The sequence below is a fragment of the Kribbella pittospori genome (genome assembly GCF_004331465.1).
Lineage (GTDB): Bacteria > Actinomycetota > Actinomycetes > Propionibacteriales > Kribbellaceae > Kribbella > Kribbella pittospori.
The window spans coordinates 67,571-82,142 of record NZ_SJKB01000006.1 but is presented as its reverse complement, the minus strand read 5'-3'; the positions used below and the strand labels follow the sequence as shown (position 1 = coordinate 82,142).

14 protein-coding genes are annotated in these 14,572 nt (G+C 69.0%); 9 read left to right on the top strand and 5 right to left on the bottom strand.

Features of this window, described 5'->3' with window-relative positions; translation table 11 throughout:
• Positions 1-171: 171 nt before the first annotated feature.
• The 3 genes from E0H73_RS19835 (at position 172) to E0H73_RS19825 (ending at position 2,099) form a co-directional block, all read left to right on the top strand.
• Complete coding sequence (locus tag E0H73_RS19835) at positions 172-1,140, top strand: zinc-binding dehydrogenase (protein WP_131358427.1); 969 nt, start codon at positions 172-174, stop codon at positions 1,138-1,140.
• A 1-nt stretch (position 1,141) separates the two neighbouring features.
• Entirely contained in the window at positions 1,142-1,648 is a 507-nt protein-coding gene (locus E0H73_RS19830) for a GNAT family N-acetyltransferase (protein ID WP_238164107.1), read from the top strand.
• A 148-nt stretch (positions 1,649-1,796) separates the two neighbouring features.
• Entirely contained in the window at positions 1,797-2,099 is a 303-nt protein-coding gene (locus E0H73_RS19825; RefSeq protein ID WP_131358421.1) for a WhiB family transcriptional regulator, read from the top strand.
• Between the two features lie 3 nt (positions 2,100-2,102).
• Here the strand turns inward: E0H73_RS19825 and E0H73_RS19820 are convergent, their stop codons facing one another.
• Positions 2,103-3,338 (bottom strand): sodium:proton exchanger, encoded by a 1,236-nt coding sequence (locus tag E0H73_RS19820; RefSeq protein WP_131358418.1) that lies wholly within the window; start codon positions 3,336-3,338, stop codon positions 2,103-2,105.
• A 114-nt stretch (positions 3,339-3,452) separates the two neighbouring features.
• On the opposite strand from E0H73_RS19820, the gene E0H73_RS19815 reads away from it, so the two are divergent.
• On the top strand, positions 3,453-3,809 hold the full coding sequence (locus E0H73_RS19815) for an ArsR/SmtB family transcription factor (RefSeq protein WP_131358415.1): 357 nt from the start codon (positions 3,453-3,455) through the stop codon (positions 3,807-3,809).
• A 24-nt stretch (positions 3,810-3,833) separates the two neighbouring features.
• Here the strand turns inward: E0H73_RS19815 and E0H73_RS19810 are convergent, their stop codons facing one another.
• The 4 genes from E0H73_RS19810 to E0H73_RS19800 form a co-directional block, all read right to left on the bottom strand.
• Positions 3,834-4,559 (bottom strand): AAA family ATPase, encoded by a 726-nt coding sequence (locus E0H73_RS19810; protein ID WP_131358412.1) that lies wholly within the window; start codon positions 4,557-4,559, stop codon positions 3,834-3,836.
• Positions 4,560-4,568: 9 nt separating this feature from the next.
• Positions 4,569-4,745, bottom strand: a complete 177-nt coding sequence (locus tag E0H73_RS45895; protein ID WP_165554028.1) for a DUF6104 family protein — start codon at positions 4,743-4,745, stop codon at positions 4,569-4,571.
• A gap of 1 nt (position 4,746) precedes the next feature.
• Positions 4,747-8,565, bottom strand: coding sequence for a multifunctional oxoglutarate decarboxylase/oxoglutarate dehydrogenase thiamine pyrophosphate-binding subunit/dihydrolipoyllysine-residue succinyltransferase subunit (locus E0H73_RS19805; protein WP_131358409.1), 3,819 nt, complete (start codon positions 8,563-8,565; stop codon positions 4,747-4,749).
• A 426-nt stretch (positions 8,566-8,991) separates the two neighbouring features.
• Positions 8,992-9,402: a DUF3052 family protein gene (locus E0H73_RS19800; RefSeq protein WP_131358406.1), complete on the bottom strand. Its 411-nt coding sequence runs from the start codon at positions 9,400-9,402 to the stop codon at positions 8,992-8,994.
• A gap of 118 nt (positions 9,403-9,520) precedes the next feature.
• On the opposite strand from E0H73_RS19800, the gene E0H73_RS19795 reads away from it, so the two are divergent.
• From E0H73_RS19795 to E0H73_RS19775, 5 genes are all read left to right on the top strand, one after another.
• Entirely contained in the window at positions 9,521-10,192 is a 672-nt protein-coding gene (locus E0H73_RS19795) for a FadR/GntR family transcriptional regulator (protein ID WP_131358404.1), read from the top strand.
• 14 nt (positions 10,193-10,206) lie between these two features.
• A complete protein-coding gene (locus E0H73_RS19790; RefSeq protein ID WP_131358401.1) occupies positions 10,207-10,416 on the top strand; it encodes a DUF6343 family protein in 210 nt (69 codons plus the stop codon).
• 149 nt (positions 10,417-10,565) lie between these two features.
• The gene (locus E0H73_RS19785) at positions 10,566-12,146 is read left to right on the top strand and encodes an ABC-F family ATP-binding cassette domain-containing protein (RefSeq protein ID WP_131358398.1); all 1,581 of its coding nucleotides are present in this window, start codon (positions 10,566-10,568) and stop codon (positions 12,144-12,146) included.
• A gap of 33 nt (positions 12,147-12,179) precedes the next feature.
• Complete coding sequence (locus E0H73_RS19780) at positions 12,180-14,258, top strand: heavy metal translocating P-type ATPase (RefSeq protein ID WP_131358396.1); 2,079 nt, start codon at positions 12,180-12,182, stop codon at positions 14,256-14,258.
• A gap of 19 nt (positions 14,259-14,277) precedes the next feature.
• A complete protein-coding gene (locus tag E0H73_RS19775) occupies positions 14,278-14,571 on the top strand; it encodes a DUF2218 domain-containing protein (RefSeq protein ID WP_131358393.1) in 294 nt (97 codons plus the stop codon).
• Position 14,572: the final 1 nt, after the last annotated feature.

Here is a 14,572-nt window from a genome sequence, read left to right as displayed (position 1 = left end):
CCTGCGGCGGCTGTCCTCTGGCGCTTGCGTCGCCCAGGCACGCACCTCGCGGCACTTGAGCGACATCCACGATGCTCCGCATCGAGGACGCCTCTCAAGCACCCCGATGCACGCACCTGGACACCGCAATCGCTCAGACGACAGCCGCCGCAGGGCACTAGGGTGGTACGCATGCTTGCTGCCTACGCCGCCAAGTTCAACGCCGACGACCCGATCGCCGCTCTGGAGGTGGGGGAGTGCCCCGACCCGACGGTGCCCGAGGGCTGGGTGACGATCGACGTCCGGGCAACCGCGCTCAACCACCACGACCTGTGGTCGCTCAAGGGTGTCGGGCTGGCCGAGCAGAACCTCCCGATGATCCTCGGCTGCGACGCGGCCGGGATCGACCCGGACGGCAACGAGGTGGTCGTGCACGCGGTCATCTCCGACCCGGCGTGGAAGGGCGACGAGACGCTCGACCCGAAGCGGTCGCTGCTGAGCGAGCGCTACCAGGGCACGCTGGCGGAGAAGGTCGCCGTACCGGCTCGGAACGTCGTACCGAAGCCGGCCGGGCTGAGCTTCGAGCAGGCGGCGTGCCTGCCGACCGCGTGGCTCACGGCGTACCGGATGCTGTTCACCCAGTCGGGCCTGAAGCCGGGCGACACCGTGCTGGTGCAGGGCGCCGGCGGTGGTGTGGCGACCGCACTGATCACGCTGGCGCGGGCGGCCGGGATCCGGGTCTGGGCGACCAGCCGGGACGAGGGGAAGCGGACGAAGGCGCTCGAGATCGGCGCGCACGGCGCGTTCGAGTCCGGCGCGCGGCTGCCGGAGCGGGTGGACGCGGTGATGGAGACGGTCGGGCAGGCGACCTGGTCGCACTCGCTGAAGTCGCTCAAGCAGGGCGGCACGATGGTCATCTCCGGCGCGACCAGCGGCCAGGCACCGAAGTCGGCCGAGCTGAACCGGATCTTCTTCCTGCAGCTCAGGGTCCAGGGCTCGACGATGGGGACCCGGACCGAGCTGGCCGAGTTGCTCCAGTTCATGGCGAATGCCGGCATCTCGCCGCACATCGACTCGATCCTGCCGCTGGCCGACGCCCGCAAGGGCTTCGCCAAACTCAATGAAGGTGACGTCTTCGGCAAGATCGTCTTCACTGTCTGACGTGAACGAACCGATCATCCGCCAGGCGACCGTCGAAGACTCCGAGGCCGCGGCCTGGTGTCACCTGCTCTGCTGGCGGGAGGCGTACGCCGACCTGGTCCCGGCCGACCAGCTGCTCGAACGGACCAGCGACATCGACCGGCGGATCGACCGCTGGACGACGGCCGCCAAGAACGGATGGGAGCGGTGGATCGCGCTGAACCCGGACCCCGCGGCCCCGGTCGAGGACCGGGTGGTCGGCTTCGCGTCCGGAGGCCCCAGCCGGGACGACGACGCCCCGACCCCGCTCGAGCTGCAGGCGATCTACACCCGTCAGAAGTGGTGGGGGACCGGGCTCGGCGCCCGGCTGCTGGAGCTTGCCATCGGCAAGGATCCGGCCAGCCTGTGGGTGTTCGAGGACAACCGGCGGGCCCGGTCGTTCTACCAGCGCAACAACTTCGTCGAGGATGGCACCCGCAAGCACGATCCGTTCTTCGGCCTGATGGAGATCCGGATGGTCCGGCCCTGACGGTGCCAACGGCACGGATGTGCCGAGTCGCGTTGCACGGCTGAAACACGAGCGTCGCAGCGGGGCAACGAGCCGGGCGCACTCTGGTCCTACCGCGGGAAACCCCCGCGGGTCGATCCGCCCGATCGATGAGGGACCAGGAGGGCCCATGAGGCCGACCTTGACGGTGATCGCCGACCCCGCCGACCGCTGGATGACCCGGGCCGCGTGTGTCGGCCAGGCCCCGGCGTACGACGAGTCCGCCACGCACTGGGAGCAGCGCCGGGCCCAGGCCGTCTGCCTGAACTCGTGCCCGGTGATCGACGAATGCCGCGAGTGGGCCCGCCGGACCAAGTTCACCGGCACCGCGGCCGGCGAGAAGTTCCTCTCCGGCCGCCGCCGCGGCAAGCCCGGCCCCCAGGAACGCCGCCGCGGCGCTCTGGTCGAGGCCGATGAGCAGCAGGCCAGCTGAGCGTCAGACCTCGACGAGCTCGTCGGCGCGCTCCGCGTCGGCGGGCTTGTCCGTCTTCCGGAACGGCGAGGTCAAGGTTGCAATGACGTACTGCCGGTTGCGCACGGCCGCCACGATCGCGAGCACCAGGTAGACCCCGCTGATCACATACCGCCCGGTCTGACCCGGTACGGCGAACTGGATCGCGAACAGACCGAGCAGCGTCCAGGCCGCCCAGCGCGGGAAGCGGAGGCTGAGCAGGACGGCGATCCCGAGCAGCGTCTGCGTCGCGGTGAGCAGGAACTCCTCGATCTGCCGTCCGTCCAGGTGCAGCGCCATCGGTCCACCGCCGATGCCGTAGGCGATCGGGAGGCTGCCGATCAGCAGCGTCCACTGGTTCACCTTGGCCGAGATCAACAGGCCCAGTGCGGCCGCGCCCTTGCCGCGCCAGGCGAACAGCAGCGCGACGATGAACTCCGGTGCCTCCGAGGCCAGCGGAGCCAGCCACTGGACCAGCAGGAACTGGTCGATCCCGAGCGCGTGGCCGCCCTCGACCAGCGAGTCCGCGAACGGCTCCGCGGCGGCCAGGATCACCCCGGCCGAGACCAGGAACATGCCGATCACCGCGATCCGCCGCTGCACCGTCGGCAGCCCGCCGATCGTTGCCGCCGGCCCGATCAGGTCCGGCTCGTCGTCGTGCTCCGACATCGCGGCGCGGTACAGGTAGTAGGCGAAGAACGCGAGCAGCAGGATGCCCAGCACCAGGTGGATCTCGCCGGTCACCGGGATGACGAAGGCGACGACACCGGCGATCGCCAGGAAGCCCAGCTCGCGGCGGTACCCGGACTCGAGCACCAGAGCCTTGATCGACTGGCCGCTGCGCCGCGAGGCTACGTACAGGCTGAGCAGGACGACACTGGACCAGCCGAGGCCGAGGAGCAGCCGGTTCGAGCCTGTCATGTTGGCGGCGGCGAACTGCACGTAGTCCGGGTTGCTGCCCGCGGTGTGCGCGAAGTACAGGTCCACGGCGTACTCCGGGAGCACTGCGATGACCGCCAGCAGGGCGATCGCCAGACCGCCCGAGATGTCCACCTCCGCAGCCTCGGCCGCCCAGGCCAGCACGAACGACGCGGCGACCACGGCGAGGCCGAAGACGAAGATCGACGGCAGGGCCGAGGGGTGTGTGCCGGTGAGCCGGAGGGCGACCGCGGGGATCGCCACCACGAGCAGCATCAGCACAGGGCGGAGGGCTCGGAACATGGTTCCAGCCTGCCACCGTTTTGATACTTTCGCAATTGCGAAAGTGTGAGACCGTCATCACCACGGCACGCCGGACTGCCCTCGGACCGTTCCAGCGGTCACAATGACTGCGCGATGACGACACCGTTCCCAGAACCCACGAAGGCCCAGCTGGAATCCGCCGCCGGCACCTTCGCGATGCTGTCCGCCCCGGTGCGGCTGCATCTGGTCTCACTGGCGGCCCAGGGCGAGTACGACGTCGGCACGCTGGCAGACCGGGTCGGCGTGAGTATCGCCACCGCCAGCCAGCACCTCGGCAAGCTCCGGCTGGCCGGCATCATCACCGCCCGCCGCGAAGGCCGCCGGCACATCTACACCGTCGACGACCCGCACGTCCTGAACCTGGTCGACCAGATCTTCGAGCACATCGCTCCGGACGGCACGCTGGCTCCCGACCCACCGCGCAGGACTCGGCCGCCCCACGCGGACTAGGTGTCCTGAGTCGGACTCAGGACACTAGAGGATGAGTCGCAGGTACTGCTCGGGGTGGCGCAGGTAGGCGCGCCAGTTCTGCACGAGCTCGAGGTCATCCCAGACCGTCTTCCGGATACCCCAGTCGCCGGTCTCCAGGATTGTTGCCCCTGGCAAAGCGGCGATCACGGGGGAGTGGGTCGCACAGAGCACCTGCGAGCCCGACTCGGCCAGCCGGTTGAGTACGCCGACCACGGCCAGGCTGCTGGAGAACGAGAGGGCCGACTCCGGCTCGTCCAGGCAGTAGAACCCGCGCCGGGTGAAGCGGTCGTTGATCAGGGTCAGGAAGCTCTCGCCGTGGCTCATCTCGTGGAAGGCCGCGTCCGGCGGGCCCGAGGCGCGCGGGTTGTCCTCCAGGTAGCTGTAGAACCCGTGCATGGTCTCGGCGCGGAGGAAGAAGCCGGCCCGCTTGCCGCCGATGCCCCGGGTCAGCAGGAGCTCGTCCGCCAGCGGCGACTCCGTCGCCCGCGTGGTCAGCCGGGCTCCGGTGGAGCCGCCTTCGGGCGACAGGCCGTAGGCGACCGCGATCGCCTCGACCAGCGTGGACTTGCCGGTGCCGTTCTCGCCGACGAGGAAGGTGACACCGGGATCCAGGTCAAGACCGTCGGTCAGCAGTTGCCGTACGGCGGGGATGGTGTGCGGCCAGGGTCCGGACGGACGAACGCCCTCCGCCGCGGCCACCCGGCGTACCGGCTGCTCGGCGAAGGGCATTCGCTCAGACTAGTCGTCCTCGTCGTCGAGGCGGGCCAGCCAGGTGGCGAACCGCTCGATCGGGGTCTCGAACTCGGGGTTCAGGTCGACGAACTCGCGCAGCCGCTCGGCCACCCAGGCCAGCGTGACGTCTTCCTCGCCACGCCGGCCCTCGAGCTCCTCGATCCCTCGGTCGGTGAAGTACACGTCAGCTGAAGGCCTGCTTCAGCAGCGTGGACTGCTCGGCCTGATGCGCGCCCATCGAGCCCACCGAGGTCGCCGACATGGCCGGCCGGGACACCCGGTAGAACGGCTTGCCGCCCAGGTGCTCGGTCAGGTTCAGCGCCATGAACGGCCACGGGCCCTGGTTCGCGGGCTCGTCCTGGACCCAGCGGATCTCGGTCGCGTTCGGGTACTTCGCCAGCTCCGCGACGATCTCGTCACTCGGCAGCGGGTAGAGCTGCTCGACGCGGATGACCGCGGTGCTGATCTTGTCCGGCTCCGCCTTCTTCCGCTCGGCCAGCAGGTCGTAGACGATCCGCCCGGACGCGAGCACGATCCGGTCGACCGTACCCGCGGTGGCCTCCGCCTCGGCGTCGCCGATGATCGGCCGGAAGGTGCCGTGGGTCAGCTCCTCCGGCTGCGACACCGCCTCCTTGCGCCGCAGCAACTGCTTCGGCGTGAAGACGATCATCGGGTTGTGCTCCTCGCCGAGCGTGTGCCGGCGCAGGAGGTGGAAGTACGACGCCGGCGTCGACGGCTGGGCCACCGTCATCGCGTTCTCCGCGCACAGCTGGAGGAAGCGCTCGACCCGGGCCGACGAGTGGTCCGGACCCTGGCCCTCGTACCCGTGCGGCAGCAGCAGCACGACACCCGACTTCTGGCCCCACTTCGCCTCACCGGCGGAGATGTACTCGTCGATGATCGACTGGGCGCCGTTCACGAAGTCACCGAACTGCGCCTCCCACAGGGTCAGCGCGTCCGGCCGGGCCACGGAGTACCCGTACTCGAAGCCGAGCGCGGCGTACTCGCTCAGCAGCGAGTCGTAGACGTGGAAGTTCGCCTGGCCCTCGTCCAGGTTCTGCAGCGGGACATAGTCCTGGCCGTTGACCCGGTCGATGATCGCGGCGAACCGCTGGACGAACGTGCCGCGGCGGCTGTCCTGGCCGGCGAGCCGCACCGGCCGCCCGGCCAGCAGCAGCGAACCGAACGCGGTGATCTCCGCGCTGGCCCAGTCGATCGGACCCTGGGTGATCGCGGTCGCCCGGCGCTGCAGCTGGGGCAGCACCTTCGGGTGCACGGTGAAGCCCTCCGGCAGCGTGGTGTGCGCGTCGGCGATCTTCTTCAGCACCTCGGGCGTGGTCGCGGTCGCGTCCGGGCCCTCCGGCTTGTCCGGATAGACCGGCACCGTCACGTACGGCGCCGGAGTGTCCGGCTGGCTCTTCGCCTCGCGGACCTCGGCGAACACCCGCTCGAGCCGCTGCTGGAAGTCGCGCATCGCCTGCTCGGCCTCTTCGACCGTGATGTCGCCACGGCCGATCAGGGCCTCGGTGTAGAGCTTGCGGACCGACCGCTTCTGCTCGATCAAGTCGTACATCAGCGGCTGGGTGAAGCTCGGGTCGTCGCCCTCGTTGTGACCGCGGCGGCGGTAGCAGACCAGGTCGATGACGACGTCCTTGTTGAACGCCTGGCGGTACTCGAAGGCCAGGTCGGCGACCCGGACACAGGCCTCGGGGTCGTCGCCGTTGACGTGGAAGATCGGCGCCTGCACCATCCGGGCCACGTCGGTGGAGTACATCGACGAGCGGGACGAGGCCGGCGAGGTGGTGAAGCCGACCTGGTTGTTCACGATCACGTGGATCGTGCCGCCGGTGCGGTAGCCGCGCAGCTGGGACAGGTTCAGCGTCTCCGCCACCACGCCCTGGCCGGCGAAGGCCGCGTCACCGTGGACCAGCACCGGCAGCACCGGGAAGGCGACGCCGCGGTCCAGGATGTCCTGCTTGGCCCGGACGATGCCCTCGAGCACCGGGTCGACCGTCTCCAGGTGGGACGGGTTCGCCGCCACCGACACCTTGATCTTGTCGCCGAACTCGGAGACGAACTCGCCCTCGGCGCCCAGGTGGTACTTGACGTCACCGGAGCCCTGCACGGTCCGCGGGTCGATGTTGCCGTCGAACTCGCGGAAGATCTGGCCGTACGACTTGCCGACGATGTTGGCCAGCACGTTCAGCCGGCCGCGGTGCGCCATCCCGATGACGACCTCGTCCAGGCCGGCGCCGGCCGCCTCCTCGCAGAGCTCGTCGAGCAGCGGGATGGTGGTCTCGCCACCCTCCAGCGAGAACCGCTTCTGGCCGACGTACTTGGTCTGCAGGAAGGTCTCGAACGCCTCGGCCTCGTTCAGCTTGGCCAGGATCCGCAACTGCTCCTCGCGCGGCACCTTGGTGTGCGGCCGCTCGACCCGCTCCTGGATCCACTTGCGCTGCTCGGGGTCCTGGATGTGCATGTACTCGATACCGGTGGTCCGGCAGTACGAGTCGCGCAGGATGCCGAGGATCTCGCGCAGCTTCATGAACTTGCGCTCGCTGGCCGCCCCGAACGAGCCGGTGGCGAACTCGCGGTCCAGGTCCCAAAGGGTCAGGCCGTGGGTGGCCACGTCCAGGTCCGGGTGGCTGCGCTGCTTGTACTCCAGCGGGTCGGTGTCGGCCATGATGTGACCGCGGACCCGGTAGGCGTGGATCATCTCGAGGATGCGCGCCTGCTTGGAGACGTCCTCCTCGTGGCTGTGCGGGAGGTCGGCGGCCCAGCGGATCGGCTCGTACGGGATCCGCAGCGACTGGAAGATCTCGTCGAAGAAGCCCTCCTGGCCGAGCAGCAACTGGTGCAGCCGGCGCAGGAACTCACCCGACTGGGCGCCCTGGATGATCCGGTGGTCGTACGTCGAGGTCAGCGTCATCACCTTGCTGACCGCGAGCTTGGCCATCGTCTCGTCGGCCGCACCCTGGTACTCCGGCGGGTACTCCATCGCGCCGACGCCGACGATGCAGCCCTGGCCGGCCATCAGCCGCGGCACCGAGTGCTGGGTGCCGATCGTGCCCGGGTTGGTCAGGCTGATCGTGGTGCCCTGGAAGTCGGGCAGCGCGAGCTTGTTGTCCCGGGCCCGGCGGACGACGTCCTCGTAGGCCATCCAGAACTCGGCGAACGTCATCGTCTCGGCGGCCTTGATCGACGGCACCAGCAGCTGCCGGGTGCCGTCCGGCTTCTGCATGTCGATGGCCAGGCCGAGGTTGATGTGCTGCGGCTGGACGTGGGTCGGCTTGCCGTCGGTCTCGTCGTACGACGCGTTCATCTCCGGCAGCGTCTTCAGCGCCTTCACCAGCGCCCAGCCGATCAGGTGGGTGAAGGAGACCTTGCCGCCGCGGGCGCGCTTGAGGTGGTTGTTGATGACGATGCGGTTGTCGATCAGCAGCTTGACCGGGACCTGCCGGACGCTGGTCGCCGTCGGCACCTGGAGGCTGGTCTCCATGTTCTGCGCCGTCCGCGCGGGCGCGCCGCGCATGATCTGGCGCTCGGCGTCCGCGGTGGTGGCGGGAGTGGCCTTGGGCTTGGGCTGCGCGCTGGGCGGCTGGTTCACCGTGCCTCCGGTCGGGGCGGCGGCCGTCGGGGCCGGCGCTTGCTTCGCTGCGGGCTGGCTCTGCGGTACGGTCTGCGTGGCCGGGGTCTGCGTGGCGGCTGCGGCCGCGGCAGGAGCGCTCGAGGCCGGCGCGGACGGCACAGTGCCGCGGCTCGGTGCCTCGGGAGTCTTGTTGTCCGACACGGCGTCGGGCCGGGGAGCGTCGGCCGGGGTGCTCGTCACCGGCTTCGCGTCACCAGGCTGGGATGCCTTGAAGCTGTCACTCTTGAAATAGGCGAGCCACGCCGGATCCACCGAATTCGGGTCCTGCAGGTACTTCTCGTACAGCTCGTCGACCAGCCATTCGTTCGCACCGAAGGCTGCTAGGGGATTTGTGTCTGATGGCTCGGTGGCCACTTGGCAGTTCGCCTCTTCCGATCGGGTCCGGTACCGCGGTGGTTAATGCTGATGTTATGGGTGGTTCCCCAGGGCAAGGCTAATAGCACGCGACCCTCTTCCACAGCCTGGGACCACCGGACCAGTGTGTCGGGTGGTCGGGCTTTGGCGACTGGATCGCTCGAGGCCTGAAACACTGTGCTGACAGGTGTTTCAGCTCATCGGCGCGACGGTGATCGGCCGATGCTCTGCCGTCCGGTCCGAGGGGGTCCGGGACGCCTTGCAGTGGAGGGTTTCCGGCGACTCTGACGGTGACCCACGGTGTACCGTTCCAGCCTAACTGGCCACTGTATGCAGTTGCGCACTCGCCCCGGGTGATGATCACGACTGTGCAGAAATGTGGCCAACGTCACCCTCCGGATCAGTCCACTTCCCCCCGACTGGTCTTCACCGATTACCCAGCCGCCGAACCAGCTTGAGACCGGACCAGGTTGCGTCGACCGCACACACCTTCACGTCGACGACGCCGAGCGGCAGCGCCAGCTCGCGAATCCCGTTCTCGTCCAGGTCCGTCGGTACGCCGGACGAGCGCTTCGGCCACGCAATCCAGATCATCCCCGCGGTCGCTGTCCGCTGCAGCAACACCGGGAACCGCTTGACGAGTCGCCCCCGATCCGGACAGAACGCGAGCACCACGTCGTACGGCCCCCGCCCCAACCGCCGCGCCACCGCCACGCCTTCGGGCAACCCCTCGACCACGAACCCCTCCGGCGCCCCGTCCACCAACACCGCATGCTCGGCCTTGATCCCCAGCTTCGCCGCCAGTGTCTTCCCCGAATATCCCGGTGTGGTGCTCATGGCCGGATGCTTCCAGTTGCGGACGTACATCGTCGACCACTCGCCCTGCCGGAAATGACCTTCGAAGTGGACGCTGTCTCGGTACGTCGTTGAGTGGTGCGAGCGGCATACTGACCAGATGGCGTTGACGGATGAGGCGATCGTCAAGATCAAAGGGATGATCACCTCGGGGGAACTGGGGCCGGGGGATCGGCTGCCGAAGGAGGCGGACCTCGCGGCACGGCTCGGCCTGTCGCGGAACTCGCTGCGCGAAGCGGTGAAGGCGTTGACGCTGGTCAATGTCCTCGACGTCCGGCACGGCGACGGCACCTACGTCACCAGCCTGGACTCGGCGCATCTGCTCGACGCGCTGAACTTCATGGTCGACCTGCACCGCGACGACTCCGTGCTGCAGTTCTTCGAGGTCCGGCGGCTGCTCGAGCCAGGAGTCGCCGCGCTCGCCGCGACCCGGATCAGCCGGGAACAGGTGACCGACCTGCGGCTGCTGTGTAGCGACCTCACGCCCGATGCCGAGGTGGAGGAGCTGGTCGCCAACGACCTGCAGTTCCACCGCGGCATCGCCGAGGCGACCGGGAACATGGTGGTCTGCTCGCTGCTCGACGGCATCTCCGGTGCCACCCAGCGGGCCCGGATCTGGCGCGGTGTCACCCAGGCCGGCGCGGTCGAGCGGACGCTGTCCGAGCACGCTGCGATCCTGGACGCGATCGAGGCCGGCGACGCCGAGGCCGCCCGTGCCTGGATGACCGCCCACATCGCCGGCGTCGAGACCTGGCTCCGCAAGGCGCCCTGAGGTAGTCCGGTGGTATGGCGTTCGAGCCGCCGCCACCCCGGAGTGCGCTGACGCTGCGCCTGGTGCTGTCCTGCTTCGGCGTGGCGCTGTTCGTCACGTCCGCGATCTTGTTCGCGGCGTACGACGTACCGGCCGGCTACGTGATCACCTGCGTGGTGCTGGCGGTCGTCGCCCTGGTCGACCTGGTGATCGTTGCCTGGCGCAAGCGCCGGGAAAATGGTTGAAGCGGTGAAGCACGGCCCGCTACTCTGGTGGGCGTCCCATTCCCGACGTCAGGGGTCGCGTTGTAACTCCGAGGTCTTTCTGCAGCCGGTGACCGCCGCCCGTTCTGGTGCGCGGTCTCGTCCAAGACCTCGTTTCGGAGTACACGCACATGAGTAATTCCCTGACCTGTACGGACCTCTTCTTCGCCTGGCCGGACGGCGACGTCCTGTTCGACGGGCTCAACTTCGTCGCCGGACCGGTGCGGTCCGGTCTGGTCGGCCGCAACGGCGCCGGCAAGTCGACGCTGCTGCGGCTGATCGCGGGCCGGCTGACGCCGCAGCGTGGCACGATCCGGGTGGCCGGCGAGCTCGGGTACCTGCCTCAGGACCTGACCCTCGACACCGGTCTGCGGGTCGACCAGGCGCTCGGCATCGACGCGATCCGCCGCGCCGTCACCGCGATCGAGTCCGGTGACGCCTCGGAGCAGAACTTCGCGATCGTCGGCGACGAGTGGGACGTCGACGAACGCGCCGAGGCGCTGCTGGGCAAGCTCGGCCTGGGCGCGATCGACCTCGACCGCAGCGTCGGTGAGCTGTCCGGCGGCGAGACGATCCTGCTCGGCCTGGCCGCCGAGTTGCTGCGCCGTCCCGACGTACTGCTGCTCGACGAGCCGACCAACAACCTCGACCTGCGGGCTCGCCGGCACCTGTACGACGCCGTCGACCAGTTCCGTGGTGCGTTGCTGATCGTCAGCCACGACCGCGAACTGCTCGACCGGGTCGACCAGATCGGTGACCTGCGCAAGGGCGCCATCACCTGGTACGGCGGCAACCTGACGGCGTACGAGGAGGCGGTCGAGGTCGAGCAGGAGGCGGCCGAGCGGACGCTCCGGGCGGCCGAGGCCGACGCCCGCAAGCAGAAGCGCGATCTGGTCGAGGCGCGGATGAAGATGGACCAGCGCCGGGCGCGGGGCCAGCGGGCATTCGAGCAGGGCGGGATCCCGAAGATCATCGCCGGCGGGCTCAAGCGGTCGGCCCAGGTGTCGGCGGGCAAGCATCTCGGGATGCAGTCCGAGCGGCTCGAGTCGGCGCAGGAGGCGGTGGCCGACGCGGAGGCGAAGGTCCACGACGACGAGTCGATCCGCGTCGACCTGCCGAAGACCGCCGTACCGGCCGGGCGGGTCGTGCTCCGGCTGGAGGAGCACAAGCTCCGCACCGGGGCGACCGTGGATCTGGAGATCCGCGGGCCGGAGCGGATCGCGCTGACCGGGCCGAACGGTGCGGGCAAGACGACGCTGCTGCAGTCGATCACGAGCGATTCGTTGCCGGTCGTCCCGTTCCGGTACCTGCCGCAGCGGCTCGACCTGCTCCGCGACGACCTGTCGATCGTGGACAACCTGGCGTTGCTGGCGACGGGCACGGAGAACCAGGAACGCCGGTCGCGGCTGGCTCGCTTCCTGTTCCGTGGCCGGGCTGCCGATCAGTTGGTGAGCACCTTGTCCGGTGGTGAACGCTTCCGGGCGACGCTGGCCGCGCTGCTGCTGGCCGACCCGCCGCCGCAGTTGCTGATGCTCGACGAGCCGACCAACAACCTCGATCTGGCCAGCGTCGCCCAGCTCAAGGACGCGCTCTCGTCGTACAGCGGTGCGGTCATCATCGCGAGCCACGACGTGCCGTTCCTGCGCGAGATCGGCATCACCCGCTGGCTCGAGCTGACGCCGGAGACCCTGACCGACATCGACCCCCTCTAGCTGGTCCATACCCCTAGGGGGTACCTTCGGGGTATGGACCACCACGAGCACGGCGCGCACGCGGATCACGCTGAGCATGCGGATCACGGCGGGCAGTCAGGTCATGCCGGGCACGGGGATCATGCGGCGCAGTTCAAGGACCGGTTCTGGATCAGCCTGGCGCTGGCGGTGCCGGTGGTGTTCTTCAGCGAGATGTTCGCCGATCTGCTCGGCTACACCCGCCCGGACTTCGCCGGCTCCGGACTGATCGCGCCGGTCCTCGGCACCGTGATCTTCGTGTACGGCGGCCAGCCGTTCCTGACCGGCGGCTGGAGCGAACTGAAGTCCCGCCGGCCCGGGATGATGCTGCTGATCTCGATGGCGATCACGGTCGCGTTCGTCGCGTCCTGGGTGACCACCTTGGAGATCGGCGGGTTCGACCTGGACTTCTGGTGGGAGCTCGCGCTGCTGATCGTGATCATGCTGCTCGGTCACTGGCTGGAGATGCGGGCGCTCGGCGCCGCGTCCGGTGCGCTCGACGCGCTGGCCGCGTTGCTACCCGACTCGGCCGAGAAGGTGACCGACGACGGTGTGGTCGAGGTGATGCTGCACGACCTGCGCGAGGGTGACGTCGTTCTGGTGCGGTCGGGTGGACGTGTGCCCGCTGACGGCACTGTGGTCGATGGGCAGGCCGAGGTCGACGAGTCGATGATCACCGGCGAATCACGGCCGGTTGCCCGGGCGGTCGGTGATTCCGTGGTCGCGGGAACCGTTGCCACCGACAACGCTTTGCGGGTTGAGATCACCGCCGTCGGGGACGACACGGCGCTGGCCGGCATCCAGCGGCTGGTGGCGGAGGCGCAAGCCTCGTCGTCCCGCGCACAGGCGCTGGCCGACCGGGCGGCAGCGTTCCTCTTCTACTTCGCGTCGATCGCCGGGCTGATCACGTTCGTGGTCTGGACGTTGCTCGGTGAACTCGACGAGGCCGTGACGCGGACCGTGACGGTGCTGGTGATCGCCTGCCCGCACGCCCTCGGGCTGGCGATCCCGCTGGTGATCGCGATCTCCACCGAGCGCGCCGCGAAGGCCGGCGTACTGGTGAAGGACCGGCTGGCGCTGGAGCGGATGCGGACGATCGACGTGGTGCTGTTCGACAAGACGGGCACGCTGACCAAGGGCGAGCCGGCCGTGACCGGGGTGGCCGCGGTCGGATCGGTGTCCGACGCGGAGCTGCTGGAGTTGGCGGCCGCGGTCGAGGCGGACAGCGAGCATCCGTTGGCGAAGGCGATCGTCCGGGCACATGAGGTCCGGGCCGCTGTCGGCGCGCGAAGGGCGGCTCGGTTGACTGCTTCGGAGTTCCGGTCGCTGACGGGGCGCGGCGTACAGGCTGTTGTCGACGGCACCGAGGTTGCTGTCGGCGGACCGGCGTTCCTGCGAGAGTACGGCGTACCTGAGCCGGCTGAGCTGGAGGCGAACGTTGAGGCCTGGAAGGGGCGTGGGGCCGCGGTGCTGCACGTGGTTCGTGACGGGCAGGTGCTCGGGGCGATCGCGTTGGAGGACGAGGTTCGCGAAGAATCCCGCCAGGCCGTGGATGCACTGCATCGGCGTGGCGTGAAGGTCGCGATGATCACCGGTGACGCGCATCAGGTGGCTGACGCGGTCGCCAAGGAACTCGGGATCGACGAAGTCTTCGCCGAGGTCCTTCCACAGGACAAGGACGCCAAGGTGGCCGAACTACAGGCTCGTGGGCTGAAGGTCGCGATGGTCGGCGACGGCGTGAACGACGCACCTGCACTGGCCCGCGCCGAGGTAGGGATCGCGATCGGCGCAGGCACCGACGTCGCTATCGAATCCGCCGGTGTGGTCCTTGCTGCCGATGACCCCAGAGCCGTTCTCTCCGTGATCACTCTCTCGAAGGCCAGCTACAGCAAGATGTGGCAGAACCTCATCTGGGCCACGGGCTACAACGTCATCACGGTCCCATTGGCCGCCGGCGTCCTGGCCTTCGCGGGCATCCTCGTCTCCCCGGCCGTCGGCGCCATCCTGATGTCCATCTCCACCATCGTCGTGGCCCTCAACGCCCAACTACTCCGCCGCCTCAACCTCTCACCAGAGCGGTTGGCGGCGAACTAACCACAGGAGAGTGTCAGTGATGGCAGCAGTCGAGGCGTACGTCGGTACGACGCGCCCGGACCGGTATGTCGAGCAGTTGAGCAGTCACTTCGCCCATCAGCCGGGTGGGATGAAGCTCGTGTCCAGCGAGCCGGGGGAGTTGGTCATCGACCTGGGTGAGGCGACCTGGCGGATCCGGGCCGAGCAGGACGGGCTGGTGCTTCGGGTAGAGGCCGACCCGGCACGGCTGGATGAGGTCAGCGCACACGTCGGAGAACGCATCGAGCAGATCGGCCGGCGGGACAGCTTGCAGGTCGTGTGGAAGTCCGTCTGAG